The sequence below is a fragment of the Crossiella sp. SN42 genome (assembly GCF_023897065.1).
Classification (GTDB): Bacteria; Actinomycetota; Actinomycetes; order Mycobacteriales; family Pseudonocardiaceae; genus Crossiella.
This window is the reverse complement of the sequence record NZ_JAMHIV010000029.1, coordinates 1-17230: the sequence shown is the minus strand read 5'-3', so window position 1 is coordinate 17230 and position 17230 is coordinate 1. Positions and strand designations below refer to the sequence as shown.

The 17230-nt window shown below is 70.9% G+C and carries 13 protein-coding genes; 10 read left to right on the top strand and 3 right to left on the bottom strand.

The genetic code is table 11. The features are described from left to right. Window positions 1-5: 5 nt before the first annotated feature. Window positions 6-3089 (top strand): glycoside hydrolase family 2 TIM barrel-domain containing protein, encoded by a 3084-nt coding sequence (locus M8C13_RS31040; RefSeq protein ID WP_252484304.1) that lies wholly within the window; start codon window positions 6-8, stop codon window positions 3087-3089. A gap of 53 nt (window positions 3090-3142) precedes the next feature. Here M8C13_RS31040 and M8C13_RS31035 read toward each other — a convergent pair whose 3' ends face one another. Continuing rightward, complete coding sequence (locus M8C13_RS31035; protein ID WP_252484303.1) at window positions 3143-4009, bottom strand: GDSL-type esterase/lipase family protein; 867 nt, start codon at window positions 4007-4009, stop codon at window positions 3143-3145. A 301-nt stretch (window positions 4010-4310) separates the two neighbouring features. Continuing rightward, complete coding sequence (locus M8C13_RS31030) at window positions 4311-5351, bottom strand: LacI family DNA-binding transcriptional regulator (protein WP_252484302.1); 1041 nt, start codon at window positions 5349-5351, stop codon at window positions 4311-4313. A 122-nt stretch (window positions 5352-5473) separates the two neighbouring features. Between M8C13_RS31030 and M8C13_RS31025 the strand changes: the two genes are divergently transcribed. The 8 genes from M8C13_RS31025 to M8C13_RS30990 are packed head-to-tail and all read left to right on the top strand — an operon-like array spanning window position 5474 to window position 14875. Beyond that, a complete protein-coding gene (locus M8C13_RS31025; protein ID WP_252484301.1) occupies window positions 5474-6976 on the top strand; it encodes a sugar ABC transporter ATP-binding protein in 1503 nt (500 codons plus the stop codon). Further along, a complete protein-coding gene (locus tag M8C13_RS31020; protein ID WP_252484300.1) occupies window positions 6973-8010 on the top strand; it encodes an ABC transporter permease in 1038 nt (345 codons plus the stop codon). Before M8C13_RS31025 ends, M8C13_RS31020 begins: the two co-directional genes overlap by 4 nt. Next, complete coding sequence (locus M8C13_RS31015; RefSeq protein ID WP_252484299.1) at window positions 8003-8977, top strand: ABC transporter permease; 975 nt, start codon at window positions 8003-8005, stop codon at window positions 8975-8977. The genes M8C13_RS31020 and M8C13_RS31015 overlap by 8 nt, the downstream gene beginning before the upstream one ends. Continuing rightward, entirely contained in the window at window positions 8974-10035 is a 1062-nt protein-coding gene (gene rhaS, locus M8C13_RS31010) for a rhamnose ABC transporter substrate-binding protein (protein ID WP_252484298.1), read from the top strand. Before M8C13_RS31015 ends, rhaS begins: the two co-directional genes overlap by 4 nt. A gap of 1 nt (window position 10036) precedes the next feature. After that, window positions 10037-10354, top strand: coding sequence for an L-rhamnose mutarotase (locus tag M8C13_RS31005; protein ID WP_252484297.1), 318 nt, complete (start codon window positions 10037-10039; stop codon window positions 10352-10354). A gap of 18 nt (window positions 10355-10372) precedes the next feature. Beyond that, complete coding sequence (rhaI, locus tag M8C13_RS31000; protein ID WP_252484296.1) at window positions 10373-11527, top strand: L-rhamnose isomerase; 1155 nt, start codon at window positions 10373-10375, stop codon at window positions 11525-11527. A gap of 1 nt (window position 11528) precedes the next feature. Continuing rightward, entirely contained in the window at window positions 11529-13553 is a 2025-nt protein-coding gene (locus M8C13_RS30995; protein WP_252484295.1) for a bifunctional aldolase/short-chain dehydrogenase, read from the top strand. Continuing rightward, complete coding sequence (locus M8C13_RS30990; protein ID WP_252484294.1) at window positions 13550-14875, top strand: rhamnulokinase family protein; 1326 nt, start codon at window positions 13550-13552, stop codon at window positions 14873-14875. Before M8C13_RS30995 ends, M8C13_RS30990 begins: the two co-directional genes overlap by 4 nt. Here the strand turns inward: M8C13_RS30990 and M8C13_RS30985 are convergent. Then, the gene (locus M8C13_RS30985) at window positions 14823-15875 is read right to left on the bottom strand and encodes a LacI family DNA-binding transcriptional regulator (protein WP_252484293.1); all 1053 of its coding nucleotides are present in this window, start codon (window positions 15873-15875) and stop codon (window positions 14823-14825) included. The two genes, M8C13_RS30990 and M8C13_RS30985, sit on opposite strands and share 53 nt — an antisense overlap. 330 nt (window positions 15876-16205) lie before the next feature. On the opposite strand from M8C13_RS30985, the gene M8C13_RS30980 reads away from it, so the two are divergent. Next, entirely contained in the window at window positions 16206-17207 is a 1002-nt protein-coding gene (locus M8C13_RS30980; RefSeq protein ID WP_252484292.1) for an SGNH/GDSL hydrolase family protein, read from the top strand. The last annotated feature ends 23 nt before the right edge of the window (window positions 17208-17230 follow it).

Below are 17230 nucleotides of genomic sequence, written 5' to 3'. Positions count from 1 at the left end.
GTGCGATGTTGTTGAAACCACGGGCACGACGATGGTCGAGCCTGCTGCTCGGCTGCACGGTCCTGGCCGGGCTGCTCAGCTCTCCCGCGGCGGCCGGACCCGTTGCGGCGGAACAGGTCAAGCCCACCGGGCGGACCGTCGACTTCACCGACGGCTGGCAGTTCTCCTTGGTCAACACCACCGGCGCGGAGGCTCCTCAGCCGGGTGCGGGTGACCCGTCCTGGCGGAACGTGCGGCTGCCGCACGACTGGAGCATCGGGCTCAACCCGGTGCAGAACGCGCACACCACCGCGGGCACCGCCTTCCTGCCCGGCGGGCTCGGCTGGTACCGCAAGACCTTCACCCTGCCACCATCAGTCGCGGGCAAGAAGGTGGCCATCGAGTTCGACGGTGTCTACATGGACGCCGAGGTCTACCTCAACGGCAAGCTCATCGGCCGCCACCCCTACGGCTACACCGGCTTCGCCCTCGACCTCACCCCGCACGCCCACACCAACGGCACCCCCGACGTGCTCAGCGTCCGGGCCCGCAACCAGATCCCCAGCAGCCGCTGGTACTCCGGCAGCGGGATCTACCGCGACGTCCGCCTGGTCGTCACCGACCCGGTGCACGTCACCCGCCACGGCGTGACCGTGACGACCCCCGATCTGGCGAACACGATCAAGTCCGGCTTCGCCACCATGCGCGTGCAGACCAGCGCGGTGAGCGAGAACTCCCCGGCTCAGGCCGAGATCACCGCCACGGTCAAGGACGCCACCGGCAAGGTCGTCGGGCAGGGCACCACTCGGGCCGAGCTGGCCGCGCAGCCGCGCACCGCGAGCACCGATGTGCGGATCGAGCAACCGGTGCTGTGGTCGGTGGAGCAGCCGCATCTGTACACAGTGGACACCGAGGTCAAGGTGGGCGGGAAGACCGTGGACGCGGTGTCCACCCGCACCGGTGTGCGCTACTTCGCCTTCCACCCGGACAACGGCTTCTCGCTCAACGGCAAGGAGACCAAGTTCAAGGGCGTCAACCTGCACCACGACCTGGGCGCCCTTGGTTCCGCGATCAGCAAGGACGCGATCGTCCGGCAGTTGCAGATCATGAAGAGCATGGGCGTCAACGCCGTGCGCACCTCGCACAACCCGCCCGCCCCGGAGTTCACCCAGGCCTGCGAGGAAATGGGTCTGCTGTTGCAGATCGAGGCCTTCGACACCTGGCGCACCCCCAAGACCCCGTACGACTACGGCCGCTTCTTCGACGCGCACAGCAGCGCCGACATCCGCGAGATGGTGCACGCGGCCAAGAACTCCCCGTCTGTGGTGATGTGGTCCATCGGCAACGAAATCCCGGACTCCACCGCGGCGATCGGCGTCCCGATCGCCAAGCGGCTCATCGCGGACGTGCGGGCGGTGGACAACACCCGGCCGATCGTGATGGGCTCGGACAAGTACCGCCGGGTGCCCGCGGCCGGGTCGCCGCAGGACGAGATCCTGAAGCTGCTTGACGGGATGGGCCTGAACTACAACACGGCGGCCTCGGTCGACGCGCTGCACGCCCGCTACCCGGACAAGTTCTTCTTCGAGAGCGAGTCCTCCTCCTCCACCTCCACCCGCGGCTACTACCAGGACCCGGACCAGCTCAACACCGGGGAGAACTTCACGCCGGGGCGTCGCAACGTCTCCTCCTATGACAACAACCTGGAGACCTGGACCTACAGCGGTGAGTACGGGCTGAAGAAGGACCGGGACCGCAAGTGGTTCGCCGGGCAGTTCCTGTGGACCGGCATCGACTACCTCGGCGAGCCCACGCCCTACAACGTGTTCCCGGTGAAGGCCTCGTTCTTCGGCGCGGTGGACACCGCCGGGTTCGCCAAGGACTTCTACCACCTCTTCCGCAGCCAGTGGTCCGCCGAACCCATGGTGCACCTGCTGCCGATGAACTGGACCGACCACAAGCCGGGCGATCAGGTCTCGGTGTGGGCCTACAGCAACGCCGACACCGTGGAGCTGTTCCTCAACGGCAAGTCCTTGGGAGAACGCAAGTTCGACACCAAGACCACCGTTGATGGCACCCGCTACCTGGAGACCACCGAAGCGACCGGGGACGACAAGACCGTCACCACTGGCCGGTTCCCTGGCAGCTACACCAGTCCCAACGGCAGCGCGGGCAAGCTGCACCTCACGTGGTCGGTGCCGTTCCAGCCTGGACAGCTGGTCGCGGTCGCCAAGCGTGGCGGCTCTGAGGTTGCCAGGGATGAGCTCCGCACCGCGGGCGCACCGCATGCGATCAAGCTGACCCCGGACCGCAAGACCACCAAGGCCGATGGCAAGTCGCACACCTTCGTCACCGCCGAGGTCGTCGACCGGGCCGGGGTGGTCGTACCGGGGGCTGACAACCTGATCTCCTTCCGGGTCAACGGCGGCAGCCTTGCCGGGCTGGACAACGGGCGTCAGGAGAGCGCGGAGAACTACCAGGCCAACTCGCGAACCGCGTTCAACGGCAAGGCGCTGGCCATCATCCGATCAGGACAGACCTCTCCGGTCATCCAGGTGACCGCCAGCGCGCCGGGCCTGCGCGACGGAACCGCGACCGTCGCGGCCACCGGCGGCCGCGCCGGAGCCGCCGAACCCGAAATCCCGGCCGCGCCGGCGGATGTCGCGGCCGCGCCCGCGGCGGATGCGAGCTACTCCGGCCGGGCGGACACGCTCCCGGCCGCGATGCTCGATGGCAACCCGGCCACCGCCTGGTCCAACTACTACCTCAAGCGCGCCACCGCCCTGCTGCCTGAGGTGAGCCGCGCGCACCAGCAGGACTGGGTGTCGCTGTCCACCTCGGACACCGGCCGGACGGGCTCGGTGCGGGCCTCGTTCATCACCGATGCCACGCACGCGCTGCCCGCGAGCATCGCTGTGTCCTATTGGGACGGACGCGCGTTCGTCCCGGTGCGCAATGCCCGGATCGAGTGGGCTACCGCGTCCGGTCAGCCGACCAGGATCACCTTCAGCCCGGTGCGCACCAGCCGCATCCGGCTGGACCTGACCAGCCGCGCGCCGGGCACCGGGCACGGCTTCCTCCGGATCGCGGAGCTGACGGCCGGACGGTGACCCAGGGCGTGTGGTCCCCCGTGCGGGGTCGGGGGACCACACGCCGCGAGGCGCTAGCGCAGGTACGAGGCGAGCCCGATCCGCTGGTCCCGCAACGCCTTGGCCACCACGCCGGCGATCCGCAGCGCCCCGGCCCGCTCGAAGTGGGTGTGGTCGTTGCAGAAGAACGCGCCCACCGGGCCGGTGTTCCAGTTCCCGTCGTGCGGGCAGAACTTCAGCGAGTTGTACAGCGTGTAGCTCAGCCGGTGCAGGTCGATCAGCGGCGCCCCGGAGCGGGTGGCCGCGTCCGCGGTCTCCCGGAGGAAACCACGGCTGGCGACCGCGGTGCCGCCCTGGCACCGCAGGGCCGAGACCGGGGTCAGCAGCACCGGGTGCGCGCCGCGGTCCTTGGCCGCCTTGGCCATCATGGACAGCAGCTCCTGGTAACGGGCCGATCCGACGTGCCGCGGACAGGACGCGCTGCCGTCGTTGATGCCGAACTGGATGATCAGGTAGTCACCCGCCCGCATGCCGGTGTCCGGGTTGAGCATGTCCAGCCAGCGCTTGGCGAAGGTCTTCGGGGAGACCACGCACTCACCGTCCGGACCCTTGGTGTTCTTGACATTCGACTCGTACAGCCAGGTCTGCACACTGCGCCCGCCGACGGCGCTGTTGACCACGGTGGCATCGCCGGTGAACAACGAGCCGAACTGGCTGCCCCAGCCCGCCGGGCAGCTGCCGTTCGGATTGGCCATTGTGGAGTCACCGGCCAGCCAGACCTTGATCTTCGGCGCGGCGGCGGTGCTGGCGGCGGGCGCGCAGTCGGCCGCGCGGTCCTGTCCGGCTTGCGCGGCCAGGGCGTCGCCCGCGCCCGCCGTCAAGGTGAACTGGGTGATGAGGACGGCCAAGGGCAGCAGGAGTCGCTTTCGAAAGAATGTCATTGTCTCTCCACGGCAGGGGGACTCGCGGACCACGATCACGATGACTGTCGCCAGCCGGTTTCGCCCCTGTCAACGAGCAATGCGCCGGCTGAGCCGGATTCGACTCGGTTCGACCACAGCACCGGCATGTTCGACGCCGTTAGGCCGTGTCGTCAAAGCCCCGTCTGCGGGAGTCGTGATCGGTTTGGCCGCTGGCGGCGCGGCCGGGACGCCCTCATACCGGACGTATTCGGGCGTTCCGGCCGTGCCGCCAGCGGCCAAACCGGCGCGGCTACCGCGGGCGGGGCTTTGACGACACGGCCTAGGACCGCGGCCGCCGGCCCCTGCCCACCGCGGTCGACGCGCGCACCACGAGCTCCGGCTGGAACTTCACGTGCCGGTGCACGTGGTCCGGATCGCCCTCGGCCTCTTCCAGCAGGAGCTGCGCGGCGGTGCGGCCGAGTTGTTCGCGCGGCTGGCGGACCGAGGTGAGCGGCACGGCCGCGGCGGCGGCGAACTCGATGTCGTCGTAGCCCACCACGGCGAGATCCTCCGGCACGTGCAGGCCCTGCTGGGTCATGGACTGGAGCAGGCCGAGCGCGAGCAGGTCGTTGGCGCAGAACGCGGCGGTGGGACGGCGCGCGGACGGCAGCCCCACCAGCCGCTCCCCCGCGCTGCGGCCTTCGGCCACCCGCAAACCCTTGGTCTCCAACAAGGTCAGCGACTCGGGCGGCAGACCGGCCTGCGCCAGCGCCCGCAGCGCGCCCTGGTGGCGGTCGCGCACCTGCTGGATGGACAGCGGGCCGCCGACCATCGCGATCCGGGTGTGGCCGGTCTCGATCAGGTGCGTCATCGCCAGCTCGCCGCCGAGCACGTCGTCCACGGCCACCGAGCACCGCGTGCCGTCCTGGGTCTCGCGGTCGACCAGCACCACCGGCGTGCCCCGGCTCAGCAGCTCGGCGAACCGCTCGGCGTCGGCGTCCACCGGCGTGATCAGGATGCCCTCGACCCGCTGTTCGTGCAGCAGCTCCAGGTACTCGCGTTCGCGGCCTGCGTCGGTGGCGCTGTTGCACAGGTACACCGCGAGGCCTGCCGCCCGCGCGGTGTCCTCCACGCTGCGGGCCACGTCGGTGAAGAACGGGTTCGCCGCGTCCAGCACCACGAAGGCGATGACCCGGCTGCGGCCCGCGCGCAGCTGGCGCGCGGACTCGTTGCGCACGAAGCCGAGCTCGGAGATCGCGGCCAGCACCCGCAGCCGGGTGGCGGGCGCGACCACCTCCGGCCGGTTCAGCACGTTGGAGACGGTCGCGTTCGAGACGCCGGCGCGCCGCGCGACCTCGCGGATGCCGACGGCAGGTTTCACGAGCAGCTCCTCCGCTTGAAACGTGACAGCGAATCGTACCTCTGCCATCTTGACACTGAGCCCCCTTCGCACCCAGGCTGCTCCTAGCCCGGTTTTTAAAACGTTTCAACGAGGAGACGGACGTGGACCGACCTCCCCTGGTGGCGCTGGACGAGGTGAGCAAGGCCTTCGGCGCGGTGCGCGCGCTCTCCGGCGTGTCGCTCCAGCTGCTGCCCGGTGAGGCGCACGCGCTGCTCGGGGAGAACGGCGCGGGCAAGTCGACGCTGATCAAGACGCTGGCCGGGGTGCACCGGCCGGACGCCGGACAGGTGCTCGTCGACGGTCAGCAGCAGCGCTTCGCCGGTCCCGCCGGCGCGCTCGCCGCGGGCATCGCGGTGATCTACCAGGAGCCGACGCTCTTCGGTGACCTGTCGGTGGCGGAGAACGTGTTCATGGGCCGTCAGCCGCTGCGGTTCGGCAGGCGGGTCGACGTGGGCCTGATGCACGCCCGCACCGAGGAGCTGTTCGCCCGCCTCGGCGTGCGGCTGGACCCGGCGCGGCCCGCGCGCGGGCTCTCCATCGCCGACCAGCAGCTGGTGGAGATCGCCAAGGCGTTGTCCTTCAACGCCCGCGTGATCGTCATGGACGAGCCGACCGCGGCCCTGTCCGCGCACGAGGTGCAGCGGCTTTTTGGCGTGGTGCGGGCGTTGCGCGAGCAACAGGCCGCGGTGCTGTTCGTCTCGCACCGGCTGGAGGAGGTGTTCGCGCTGTGCCAGCGGGCCACCGTGCTGCGCGACGGCGAGCTGGTCTGGTCCGGCCCGCTCGACGGTGAGACGCCAGACTCCCTGGTGCGCCGGATGGTCGGCCGCGAGCTGTCCCAGCTGTTCCCCAAGCAGGACACCACCGCGGGCGAGGTGCTGCTCTCGGTGCGGCGGCTCACCCGCGAAGGGGTCTTCACCGACGTCTCCTTCGAGGTCAGGGCGGGCGAGATCGTCGCGCTGTCCGGTCTGGTCGGCGCCGGTCGCAGCGAGGTCGCGCGGGCGGTGTTCGGCATCGACCGGCCGGACGCGGGCGAGGTGCTGGTGGGCGGCAGGCGACTGAAACCCGGCTCCCCCACCGCGGCGATGGCCGCGGGCATCGGGTTCGTGCCGGAGGACCGCCGGCAACAGGGCCTGGTGATGGACGCGTCCATCGAACGCAACACCGCGCTCGCCTCGCTGGCCCGGCTGTCCACCTTCGGACTGCTGCGGCGGCGCGGCGAACGCGCGCTGGCCCAGGACTGGGCGGTGCGGCTGCGGCTGAAGTTCGCCCGGCTGAGCGACCCGGTGGGCGTGCTCTCCGGCGGCAACCAGCAGAAGGTGGTGCTGGCCAAGTGGCTGGCCAGAGCGCCGTCGGTGCTGATCGTGGACGAGCCCACCCGCGGCATCGACGTGGGCACCAAGGCCGAGGTGCACCGGCTGCTCTCCGAGCTGGCCTGCCGGGGCGTGGCGGTGCTGATGATCTCCTCGGAGCTGCCGGAGGTGCTCGGCATGGCCGACCGGGTGCTGGTGATGCACGAGGGCCGCCTGGCCGAGGAGCTCTCCCGGGCCGAAGCCACCGAGGAACGGGTGGCGCTGGCCGCGGCCGGCCGGACGGTGGCCCGATGACGCCGCTGACCACGGCCGCGCCGCCGCGTCGCACCGCGGCCCGCCGCCTCAGCGATCGCCTCGGCCGGGTGCGCGAGCTCGGCATCCTGGTCGCGCTCGCCCTGGTGGTGATCCCGACCGCCGTGGCGAACCCGAGGTTCGTGCAGGCGCAGAGCGTGCGCGACCTGCTGCTCAACGCCTCGATCGTGGCGCTGCTCGCGGTCGGCCAGACCCTGGTGGTGGTGACCCGCAACGTCGACCTGTCCGTCGGTTCCGTGCTGGGCCTGTCCGCCTTCCTCACCGCGCAGCAGTTCGCCGAGCACCCCGGCACCCCACTGCTGGCCGGCATCGGGTTCGGGGTCGCGGTCGGCCTGGCCTGCGGCCTGCTCAACGGCGCGCTGGTCGCCCTCGGCAACGTGCCCAGCCTGGTGGTCACCCTCGGCACCCTCTACGTCTTCCGCGGCCTGGACTACGCGCTGGCCCAAGGCAGGCAGGTCAACGCGGCGAACCTGCCGGACACGTTGCTCGACCTCGGCAGCAGCCGGGTCCTGGGCATCCCGGTGCTGGTGCTGGCCACGCTGCTGGTCATCGCGATCGCCGCGGTGTACCTGCGCTCCTACCGCTCCGGCCGCGAGCTGTACGCGATCGGTTCCAACCCGCAGGCCGCGGTGCTGGCCGGTATCCCGGTGGCCAGGCGCACGCTGACCGCCTTCGCCCTCTCCGGACTCATCGCCGGGCTGGCCGGCGCGCTGTGGGTGGCCCGCTACGGCACCGTGGACGCGGCCACCGGCACCGGGCTGGAGCTCCAGGTGGTCGCGGCCGTGGTGGTCGGCGGCGTGGCGATCTTCGGCGGCTCGGGCACGGTGGCGGGCGCGGCGCTCGGCGCGCTGCTGCTGGCCACCATCACCAGTTGCCTGGTGGTGCTGCAGATCCCCGCGTTCTGGCAGCAGGCGATCGCGGGCGCGTTGTTGCTCAGCGCGATCACCGTGGACCGCCTGCTGGCCCTCCGCCTGGTGAAGGCGTTGCGCCGCGCGGAAGGGACCAGCCATGCGTAAGTTCCTGCGCTGGGAGACAGCGCTGGTGGTGCTGCTGCTGATCGTGGCGGTCACCGGTCAGCTCGGCACCGGCGGCTCGTTCCTCTCCGGCGGCAACCTGTTCTACCTCGGGCTGGACATCGGGGAGATCGCGCTGATCGCGCTGCCGCTGACCCTGGTCGTGGTGGCAGGCCAGATCGACCTGTCGGTGGCCTCGGTGCTCGGGTTGTCCAGCGCGCTGGTCGGTGCGCTGTGGAACGCGGGCTGGCCGCTGGAGGCGATCCTGCCGTTCGTGATCGTGGTGGGCGCGGTGTGCGGCGCGGTCAACGGCCTGCTGGTCACCCGGCTCGGGCTGCCCTCGCTCGCGGTCACCATCGGCACCCTCGCGCTCTACCGCGGCCTCGCGCTGGTGGTGCTGGGCGACACCGCGGTCGCGGACTTCCCGCCGAGCTACACCGCCTTCGGCTCGACACCGGTGCCCGGCACGGACATCCCCTACCCCATCGCACTGGCCGCGGTGCTGGCCGTGCTGTTCGGGATCACGTTGCACGCCAGCTCGTTCGGGCGGTCGGTGTTCGCCATCGGCGCCAACGAGGAAGCGGCCCGCTTCTCCGGCATCCGGGTCAAGCGGGTGAAACTGGTCCTGTTCGTGCTCACCGGCGCGGTGGCCGCGGTGGCGGGCATCGTCTACACCTTCCGCTTCTCCAGCGCCCGCGCCGACAACGGCTCCGGGCTGGAACTGGCCGTGGTGGCCGCGGTCCTGCTGGGGGGCGTGTCCATCTTCGGCGGCAAGGGATCGCTGTTCGGCGTGCTGGCCGGCGTGCTGCTGCTGGGCGGTCTGCGCAACCTGCTGATCCTGCGGGACACCTCCACCGAGGTGCTCACCATCGTCACCGGCCTGCTGCTGCTGGTGAGCGTGCTCGCCCCCTCGATCACCCGGGCCGTAGCCGGCCGACGAGCCGGAAACCCAGGAAAGGCAACGCCATGAACCCACGTCTTGTGCTCGCCCTGGCGGTGTCCGGGGCCCTCGCGCTCACCGCCTGCGGTGGCACCACCAAGGACAACGCGGGCCAGCAGACCGGAGGCGCGGCCAACACCGCCGCGGCCAACCCGAACGCGCCGCTGCGGGAAGGCCTGAAGATCACCTTCTTGCCCAAGCAGGTGAACAACCCGTACTTCACCGTGGCGCAGAAGGGGGCCGAGCGGGCAGGTGCGGCGGTCAAGGCCGAGCTGAAGGCCACCGGTCCCTCCGACGCCGCCGCCTCCTCGCAGGTCACCTACATCAACACCGCCGGGCAGCAACGGCAGCACGCGCTGGTGCTCTCCGCCAATGACGCCAACGCGGTCGCGCCCGCGCTCAAGACCGCCCGCGGCCAAGGGTTGAAGGTGGTCACCTTCGACTCCGACGCCGCGCCGGACGCGCGGGACGTCTTCGTCAACCAGGCCTCCCCGCAGGACATCGCGGTCGGCCAGGTGAAGCTGATCTCCGAGGCCGTCGGCGGCTCCGGTGAGATCGCGATCCTGTCCGCGACACCCAACGCCACCAACCAGAACGCCTGGATCGAGCTGATGAAGACCGAGCTGGCCAAGCCGGAGCACGCCGGGCTGAAGCTGGTGGAGACCGCCTACGGCAACGACGACGACCAGACCTCGTTCCAGAAGACCCAGGGCCTGCTCCAGGCGCACCCGAACCTCAAGGGCATCATCTCCCCCACCACGGTCGGCGTCGCCGCGGCCGCGCGGTATCTCAGCTCCTCGGAGTACAAGGGCAAGGTCGCGCTGACCGGGCTGGGCACGCCCAACCAGCTGCGCAAGTTCACCCACGACGGCACGATCCGCGCCTTCGCCCTGTGGGATCCGGACAAGCTCGGCTACCTCGCCACCTACGCCGCCGCCGCGCTGGCCTCCGGGCAGATCACCGGCGCGCAGGGTGAGAAGTTCACCGCGGGCGAGCTGGGTGAGTACACCGTCGGGGCCAAGGGCGAGCTGGTGCTCGGCCCGCCGACGGTGTTCACCAAGGACAACGTCGACCAGTTCGACTTCTGACATGCGCGTCTGTTTCACGCTGCGGGTGCGGCCGGACCGGATCGCGGAGTACCGGGAACGGCACCGCGCGGTCTGGCCGGAGATGCTGGCCGCACTGCGCGCGGCGGGCTGGCGCGACTACTCCCTCTTCCTCGGCGAGGACGGCCTGCTGGTCGGCTACCTCGAATGCGAGGACTTCGACACCGCGCTCGCCGAGATGGCGCGCACCGAGGTGAACGCCCGCTGGCAGGCCGAGATGGCGGAGTTCTTCGTCGATCTCGGTGACGCCAAGGCCGACGAACGCATGCGGACACTCGACGAGGTCTTCCACCTCGACTGAGCACTTCCAGGAGAGAACATGAGTGTCAAGGCCGCGCTGCGGGAGCAGCGGATCGAGACGCCCTCGTGGGCGTACGGGAACTCGGGGACCCGGTTCAAGGTCTTCGCCCAGCAGGGGGTGCCGCGCACGCCGTTCGAGAAGATCGACGACGCGGCGGAGGTGCACCGGTGCACCGGCATCGCGCCCACGGTGGCGCTGCACATCCCCTGGGACAAGGTCGAGGACTACGGCGAGCTGGCCGGGTACGCGCGGGAACGCGGCGTCGAGCTGGGCACCATCAACGCCAACGTCTTCCAGGACGACGACTACCGGCTGGGCAGCGTCACGCATCCGGACGCGGCGGTGCGGCGCAAGGCGATCGGGCACCTGCTCGAATGTGTCGACATCATGGACCAGACCGGGTCGCGGGACCTGAAGCTGTGGTTCGCCGACGGGCTGAACTACCCCGGCCAGGACAACCTCAGGGCCCGGCAGGACCGGCTCGCCGAGGCACTGCGTGAGACCTACCAGCGACTCGGCGCCGATCAGCGGATGTTGTTGGAGTACAAGCTCTTCGAGCCCGCGTTCTACGCCACCGACGTGCCGGACTGGGGCACCGCGTACGCGCACTGCCTGCAACTGGGTGACCGGGCGAAGGTCGTGATCGACACCGGGCACCACGCGCCGGGCACGAACATCGAGTTCATCGTCTCGGTCCTGCTGCGCGCCGGGAAGCTGGGCGCCTTCGACTTCAACTCCCGGTTCTACGCCGACGACGACCTGATGGCGGGCGCGGCCGACCCGTTCCAGCTGTTCCGGATCATGCACGAGATCGTGCTGGCCGACGCGCTGACACCGGCTGCCGGCATCGCGTTCATGCTCGACCAGTGCCACAACATCGAGCCCAAGATCCCGGCGATCATCCGCTCGGTGCTCAACGTGCAGGAGGCCACCGCCAAGGCGCTGCTGGTCGATGCGGAGGCGTTGTCCGCCGCGCAGCGCGACGGTGACGTGCTGGCCGCCAACGGCGCGCTGATGGACGCCTACAACACCGATGTCCGGCCACTCCTGCGCGAGCTGCGCGCGGAGCAGGGCCTGGATCCCGACCCGATGGCGGCCTACCGGCGGTCGGGGTACGCGGAACGGATCGTCCAGGAACGAGTCGGCGGCCAGGCCGCCGGATGGGGTGCGTGAGATGAACCAGGTGGCAGCGCTGCTGGGGCGGAGCAACCGGCTCGGCGCCGATCCGCGCAACACCAACTACGCAGGCGGCAACACCTCCGCCAAGGACTCGGTGACCGACCCGGTCACCCAGCAGCCGGTGGAGTTGTTGTGGGTCAAGGGATCCGGCGGTGACCTGGGCACGCTCACCGAGGCCGGGCTGGCCGTGCTGCGGCTGGACCGGCTGCGCGCGCTGGCCGAGGTCTACCCTGGGGTGGACCGCGAGGACGAGATGGTCGCCGCCTTCGACTACTGCCTGCACGGCAAGGGCGGTGCGGCGCCCTCGATCGACACCGCGATGCACGGCCTGGTGGACGCCGCGCACGTGGACCACCTGCACCCGGACGCGGGCATCGCCTTCGCCACCGCCGAGGACGGCGAGAAGCTGGTGCGGGACTGCTTCGGCGACCGGGTGGTCTGGGTGCCGTGGCGGCGGCCCGGTTTCCAGCTGGGGCTCGACATCGCCGAGGTGAAACGAGCGAACCCGCAGGCCATCGGCGTGATCCTGGGCGGGCACGGCATCACCGCCTGGGGCGAGACCAGCCAGGAGTGCGAGGCCAACTCCCTGGAGATCATCCAGACCGCGCAGCGCTACCTCGACGAGCACGGCCGCGCCGAGCCGTTCGGGCCGGTGACCCACGAACCGTTGCCCGCCAAGGAACGCCGGGTACGCGCGGCCGAGCTGGCCCCGGTCATCCGCGGCCTGGCCGCCACCGACAATCCGCAGGTCGGCCACTTCACCGACACCGAGGTGGTGCTCGACTTCCTCTCCCGGGCAAGGCATCCCGAGCTGGCCGCGCTCGGCACCTCCTGTCCCGACCACTTCCTGCGCACCAAGGTCCGGCCGCTGGTGCTCGACCTGCCGCCGGCCGCGCCCCTGGACGAGGCGATCGCGCGGTTGCGCGAGCTGCACGAGGCCTACCGCGCCGACTACCGGGCTTACTACGAGCGGCACGCCGAGCCGGACAGCCCGCCGATGCGCGGCGCGGACCCGGCGATCGTGCTCGTGCCCGGTGTCGGCATGTTCAGCTTCGGCAAGGACAAGCAGACCGCGCGGGTGGCAGGCGAGTTCTACGTCAACGCCATCAACGTGATGCGGGGCGCGGAGTCGGTGTCCCGGTACGCCCCGATCGAGGAGCGGGAGAAGTTCCGCATCGAGTACTGGGCCCTGGAAGAGGCGAAGCTGCGCAGGCTGCCCAAGCCCCGGCCGCTGGCCACCAGGGTGGCACTGGTCACCGGTGGCGGCTCCGGCATCGGCAAGGCGATCGCGCGGCGGCTGGCCGCCGAGGGCGCGTGCGTGGTGGTCGCCGACCGCGACGGCGAGGCCGCGCGGACAGTCGCCGAGGGCATCGGCTCCGCCGACGTGGCCGTGCCGGTCACCGTGGACGTCACCGACGCGGCGGCGGTCGCCGAGGCGTTCCGCACCGCGGTGCTGGCCTTCGGCGGGGTGGACCTGGTGGTCAACAACGCCGGGCTGTCGATCTCCAAGTCGCTCGCCGAGACCACCGAGGCCGACTGGGACCTGCAGCACGACGTGATGGCCAAGGGCTCGTTCCTGGTGTCCCAGCAGGCCGCCAAGGTCATGCGCGGGCAAGGGCTGGGCGGCGACATCGTCTACATCTCCAGCAAGAACTCGGTGTTCGCCGGGCCGAACAACATCGCCTACGGCGCGGCCAAGGCCGACCAGGCGCACCAGGTCCGGCTGCTGGCCGCCGAGCTGGGGGCCGACGGCATCCGGGTCAACGGGGTCAACCCGGACGGCGTGGTGCGCGGCTCCGGCATCTTCGCCGGTGGCTGGGGCGCCCAGCGCGCGGCGGTCTACGGCGTGCCGGAGGAGGAGCTCGGCGCGTTCTACGCCCAGCGCACCCTGCTCAAGCGCGAGGTGCTGCCCGAGCACGTGGCGGCCGCGGTGTTCGCGCTCACCGGTGGCGAGCTGTCGCTGACCACCGGGCTGCACGTGCCGGTGGACGCCGGTGTGGCCGCGGCGTTCCTGCGATGAGGGTGAGCGTGGCCGCGGTCGACCTCGGCGCGTCCAGCGGGCGGGTGGTCCGGGGACTGGCCGGGGACGGGGCGCTGGCGATCGAGGAGGTGCACCGGTTCCCGAACGGGCCGGTGCGCCTGCGCGAGACCCTGCACTGGGACGTGCTCGGGCTGTACCGGGAGGTCCGCACCGGTCTGCGCCGGGCAGGTGAGATCGACAGCATCGGCATCGACAGCTGGGCCGTGGACTACGGCCTGCTCGATGAGCGCGGGGCGCTGCTGGGCAACCCGGTGCACTACCGCGACGCCCGCACCGACGGCATCGTCCCGACGATCGACCCCGACCGGCTGTACCGGCTCAACGGCTTGCAGTTCCAGCCGTTCAACACGATGTTCCAGCTGGCCGCCGAACCGCTGCTGGCGCACGCGGCCCAGCTGCTGCTCATCCCGGACCTGCTCTCCTACTGGCTGACCGGACAACGCGGCGCCGAGTACACCAACGCGACCACCACCGGCCTCATCGACGTCCGAAGTGGACAGTGGTCGGCGGAGCTGGCGCGCGGCCTGCCGCCGGGGCTGCTGCCCGAGCTGCGCCATCCCGGTGACCCGGCCGGCGACTGCGAGGGCGTCCCGGTCACCGCGGTCGGCTCGCACGACACCGCCTCGGCCGTGGTCGCGGTGCCGGCCGAGGGCGAGGCCTTCGCCTACATCTCCTGCGGCACCTGGTCGCTGGTCGGCGTGGAGCTGACCGCGCCGGTGCTGACCGCGGCGAGCAGGGCGGCCAACTTCACCAACGAGGGCGGGGTGGACGGCACGATCCGCTACCTGCGCAACGTGATGGGCCTGTGGCTGATCCAGGAGTGCCTGCGCTGCTGGGACATCGAGCTGGAGCCGGTGCTGCGGGCCGCCGAGGGCGCGCGAGGCTCGGTCTTCGACCCGAACGACCCGGTGTTCCTGCCGCCGGGCGACATGCCCGCGCGGATCCAACGGTGGTGCCGCGAGGCGGGCGAGCGGGTGCCGGAGGCGCCCGGCGAGATTGTCCGGTCCATTGTGGACAGTCTCGCGCTGGCCCACCGGGACGCCATCGCGGAGGCGCAGCGGTTGTCCGGCAAGGAGGTCGAGGTGGTGCACGTGGTCGGCGGCGGCTCGCGCAACGAGCTGCTGTGCCAGCTCACCGCCGACGCCTGCGGCCTGCCGGTGGTCGCCGGGCCCGCCGAGGCGACCGCGCTGGGCAACGTCCTGGTGCAGGCCCGTGCCGCCGGCGCGGTGCCCGGCACCCTGGGCGAGCTCAGATCGCTCGTGCGGGCGACCCAGCCATTGCGGCGCTACCTCCCCCGGTGAACGCCGGGCCGGGCGCGGTGCTCGCGCGGGTGCGCAGCTTCGGCGGCAGCAGGGTCAGCGGCGGCGTCGGCAGCCCGTTCACCTTGGCCACCAGCAGGTCCACCGCCTGCCGGGCCAGCTCCTCCGCTGGCAGCCGCACCGAGGTCAGGAACAGCTGCTCGGCCAGCTCGTCCGGGCAGATGGCGACCACGGCCACGTCCTCGGGCACCCGCCGGCCCAGCGCGCGCAGGCTGCTGGCGACCCAGCCCAGCGCCGCCTCGTTGTGCACCACCAGCGCGGTCATCGCCGGTTGCGCGCGCAGCAGGGCCCGGGTGCAGATCAGCACCGACTCGTAGTCGTCCTCGGCGGGCAGCGCGGTGGAGGCGATGCCGCGGCGCATGGCCGCCGCGCCGAAGCCCGCCATCGTGCGCTGCGCGTACCCGGTGTTGCGCTGGTACACCACGCTCGGCGCGCCCAGGAAGCCGATGTAGCGGTGGCCGAGGTCGGCGAGGTGGTCGACGCACCGCGCGGCCGCGGCCTCGAAGTCCAGGTCCACGCAGGTCAGCCCGTTGGTGGTGGCCGGATGCCCGATCAGCACGGAGGGCTGGGCGAGCTGGCGCAGCAGGGGCACCCGCTCGTCGTCCAGCTCGACGTCCATCACCAGGAACCCGTCGACCTGGGCGCTGCCGGCGACCCGGCGCAGCCCTTGCGCGCCCTGGTCCGCGGTCACCACCAGCACGTCCAGCTCGTGCCTGCGGGCCTCGACGATGGCCGCGGTGACGAACCGCATCAGCACCGGCAGGTACGCCCCGCGACGCAACGGCAGCACCAGTGCCACCACGTTGGTCCGGCTGGTCGACAGCGCCCGCCTGCCCGCGTGCGGACGGTAACCGAGCAGCCGGATGCTCTCGGTGACCCTGGACCGGGTCCGCGCCGAGATCGACCGCCTGCCGGTCAGCACGTACGAGACCGTGCTCGGCGCGACACCGGCGTGCCGCGCCACATCCGCGATGGTGACCACGTTGGCACCTCCGTGCGTTGAAGCGCTTCGACGACTTTCTGGCGGCTCAGCATGCACGTCCGGAACCGGAAATGTAAGCGCCGAAGGTCAGCGGTTCGACCTGTTCGACCCGGTTCCGTCGAATGACCGTCGAACGGTCACCGCCCACTTGCGACCAGGGGATTGAATCGTTACAACAAAAGGCTAGGCGCGCTCCTCCGGCCGCGTCAACCGCCGATCAGTGAAAGCGCCTTCCAGCTTATCCGGCAAGGCTTTTGCCTCTTGCGCCATGAGTTGAAACGGTTCATCGTCACACAGCGGCAGCGTAGCCAGAACCTGAGGAGAAACGACATGAAGTTGCTCGTCGCGGCGGCACTGCTGGCCAGTGTGGTGCTCCCGGTCCCGGCGGCGCAGGCCGCGACCACGGGTTCGCCTGCCGATCCGAACGTCAAGTACTTCGGCCGGTGGAACACCAGCTCCGCCAGCGCCTACACCTCCGAGTGGGCGGGTGGGTACCTGGTCGTCGGTTTCACCGGCACCACGCTGAAGCTCAAGCAGCGCAGGGCGATCGACTTCTTCGTCAGCATCGACGGCGGCCCCGACGTCTCCTACGTCAACCGCAGCGGCACGGTGGACCTCACCCCGAACAAGCTCCAGCCGGGCAGGCACACGGTGCGCGTGTCCTACCGGCCGATCGCCGGGTCCTACCGGGGTGACGCGGTGTTCCAGGGCATCACCCTGGACGCTGGCGCGACCACGTTCGCGCCGAGCGTGCCGTCGAAGATCATCGAGTTCGTCGGCGACTCGATCACGGTCGGGCAGCGGTCCTCGAAGCAGGCGCTCACCGCCTACGGCTGGCTCACCGGCGAGAAGCTGAAGGCCGGGCACACCCAGATCGCGGTCGGCGGGGCCTGCCTGCACCCGGCCGCCGACGGCTGCCTGAGCATGCGCGAGGGCTTCCTGCGCACCGGCCTCGCGACCAACGCGCCCGCGTGGAACTTCAACCGCTACCGGGCGAACGCCGTGGTGATCAACCTCGGCACCAACGACGTCGGGCACAACGTGAGCAAGGAGGACTTCCGCTCCTCCTACGTCACGCTGCTGCGACGGGCCCGGGAGAAGTACCCCACCGCGGCGATCTTCGCCATGGGCTCCTTCCGCAAGCGGTACCTGCCCGAGACGCAGGCGGCGGTGCGCACGCTCAACGACGGCGGCGACCGCAACGTGCACTACGTCAACACCGAAGGCTGGATCAACGAGGCCACCGACACCGTGGACAACGTGCACCCCAACGACCAGGGCCACCGCAAGATCGCCGACCGGCTGGCGCCGATCGTCGGCGCGAAGCTCTAGGGCGAACTACGGCCGGATCCTTC

Excerpts from the sequence above, each read along its gene's own strand:
- M8C13_RS31040 (WP_252484304.1), top strand. The coding sequence starts at position 6 with ATGTTGTTGAAACCACGGGCACGACGATGGTCGAGCCTGCTGCTCGGC.
- M8C13_RS31035 (WP_252484303.1), bottom strand. The coding sequence starts at position 4,009 with ATGACATTCTTTCGAAAGCGACTCCTGCTGCCCTTGGCCGTCCTCATC.
- M8C13_RS31020 (WP_252484300.1), top strand. The coding sequence starts at position 6,973 with ATGACGCCGCTGACCACGGCCGCGCCGCCGCGTCGCACCGCGGCCCGC.
- M8C13_RS31015 (WP_252484299.1), top strand. The coding sequence starts at position 8,003 with ATGCGTAAGTTCCTGCGCTGGGAGACAGCGCTGGTGGTGCTGCTGCTG.
- rhaS (WP_252484298.1), top strand. The coding sequence starts at position 8,974 with ATGAACCCACGTCTTGTGCTCGCCCTGGCGGTGTCCGGGGCCCTCGCG.
- M8C13_RS31005 (WP_252484297.1), top strand. The coding sequence starts at position 10,037 with ATGCGCGTCTGTTTCACGCTGCGGGTGCGGCCGGACCGGATCGCGGAG.
- rhaI (WP_252484296.1), top strand. The coding sequence starts at position 10,373 with ATGAGTGTCAAGGCCGCGCTGCGGGAGCAGCGGATCGAGACGCCCTCG.
- M8C13_RS30995 (WP_252484295.1), top strand. The coding sequence starts at position 11,529 with ATGAACCAGGTGGCAGCGCTGCTGGGGCGGAGCAACCGGCTCGGCGCC.
- M8C13_RS30990 (WP_252484294.1), top strand. The coding sequence starts at position 13,550 with ATGAGGGTGAGCGTGGCCGCGGTCGACCTCGGCGCGTCCAGCGGGCGG.
- M8C13_RS30980 (WP_252484292.1), top strand. The coding sequence starts at position 16,206 with ATGAAGTTGCTCGTCGCGGCGGCACTGCTGGCCAGTGTGGTGCTCCCG.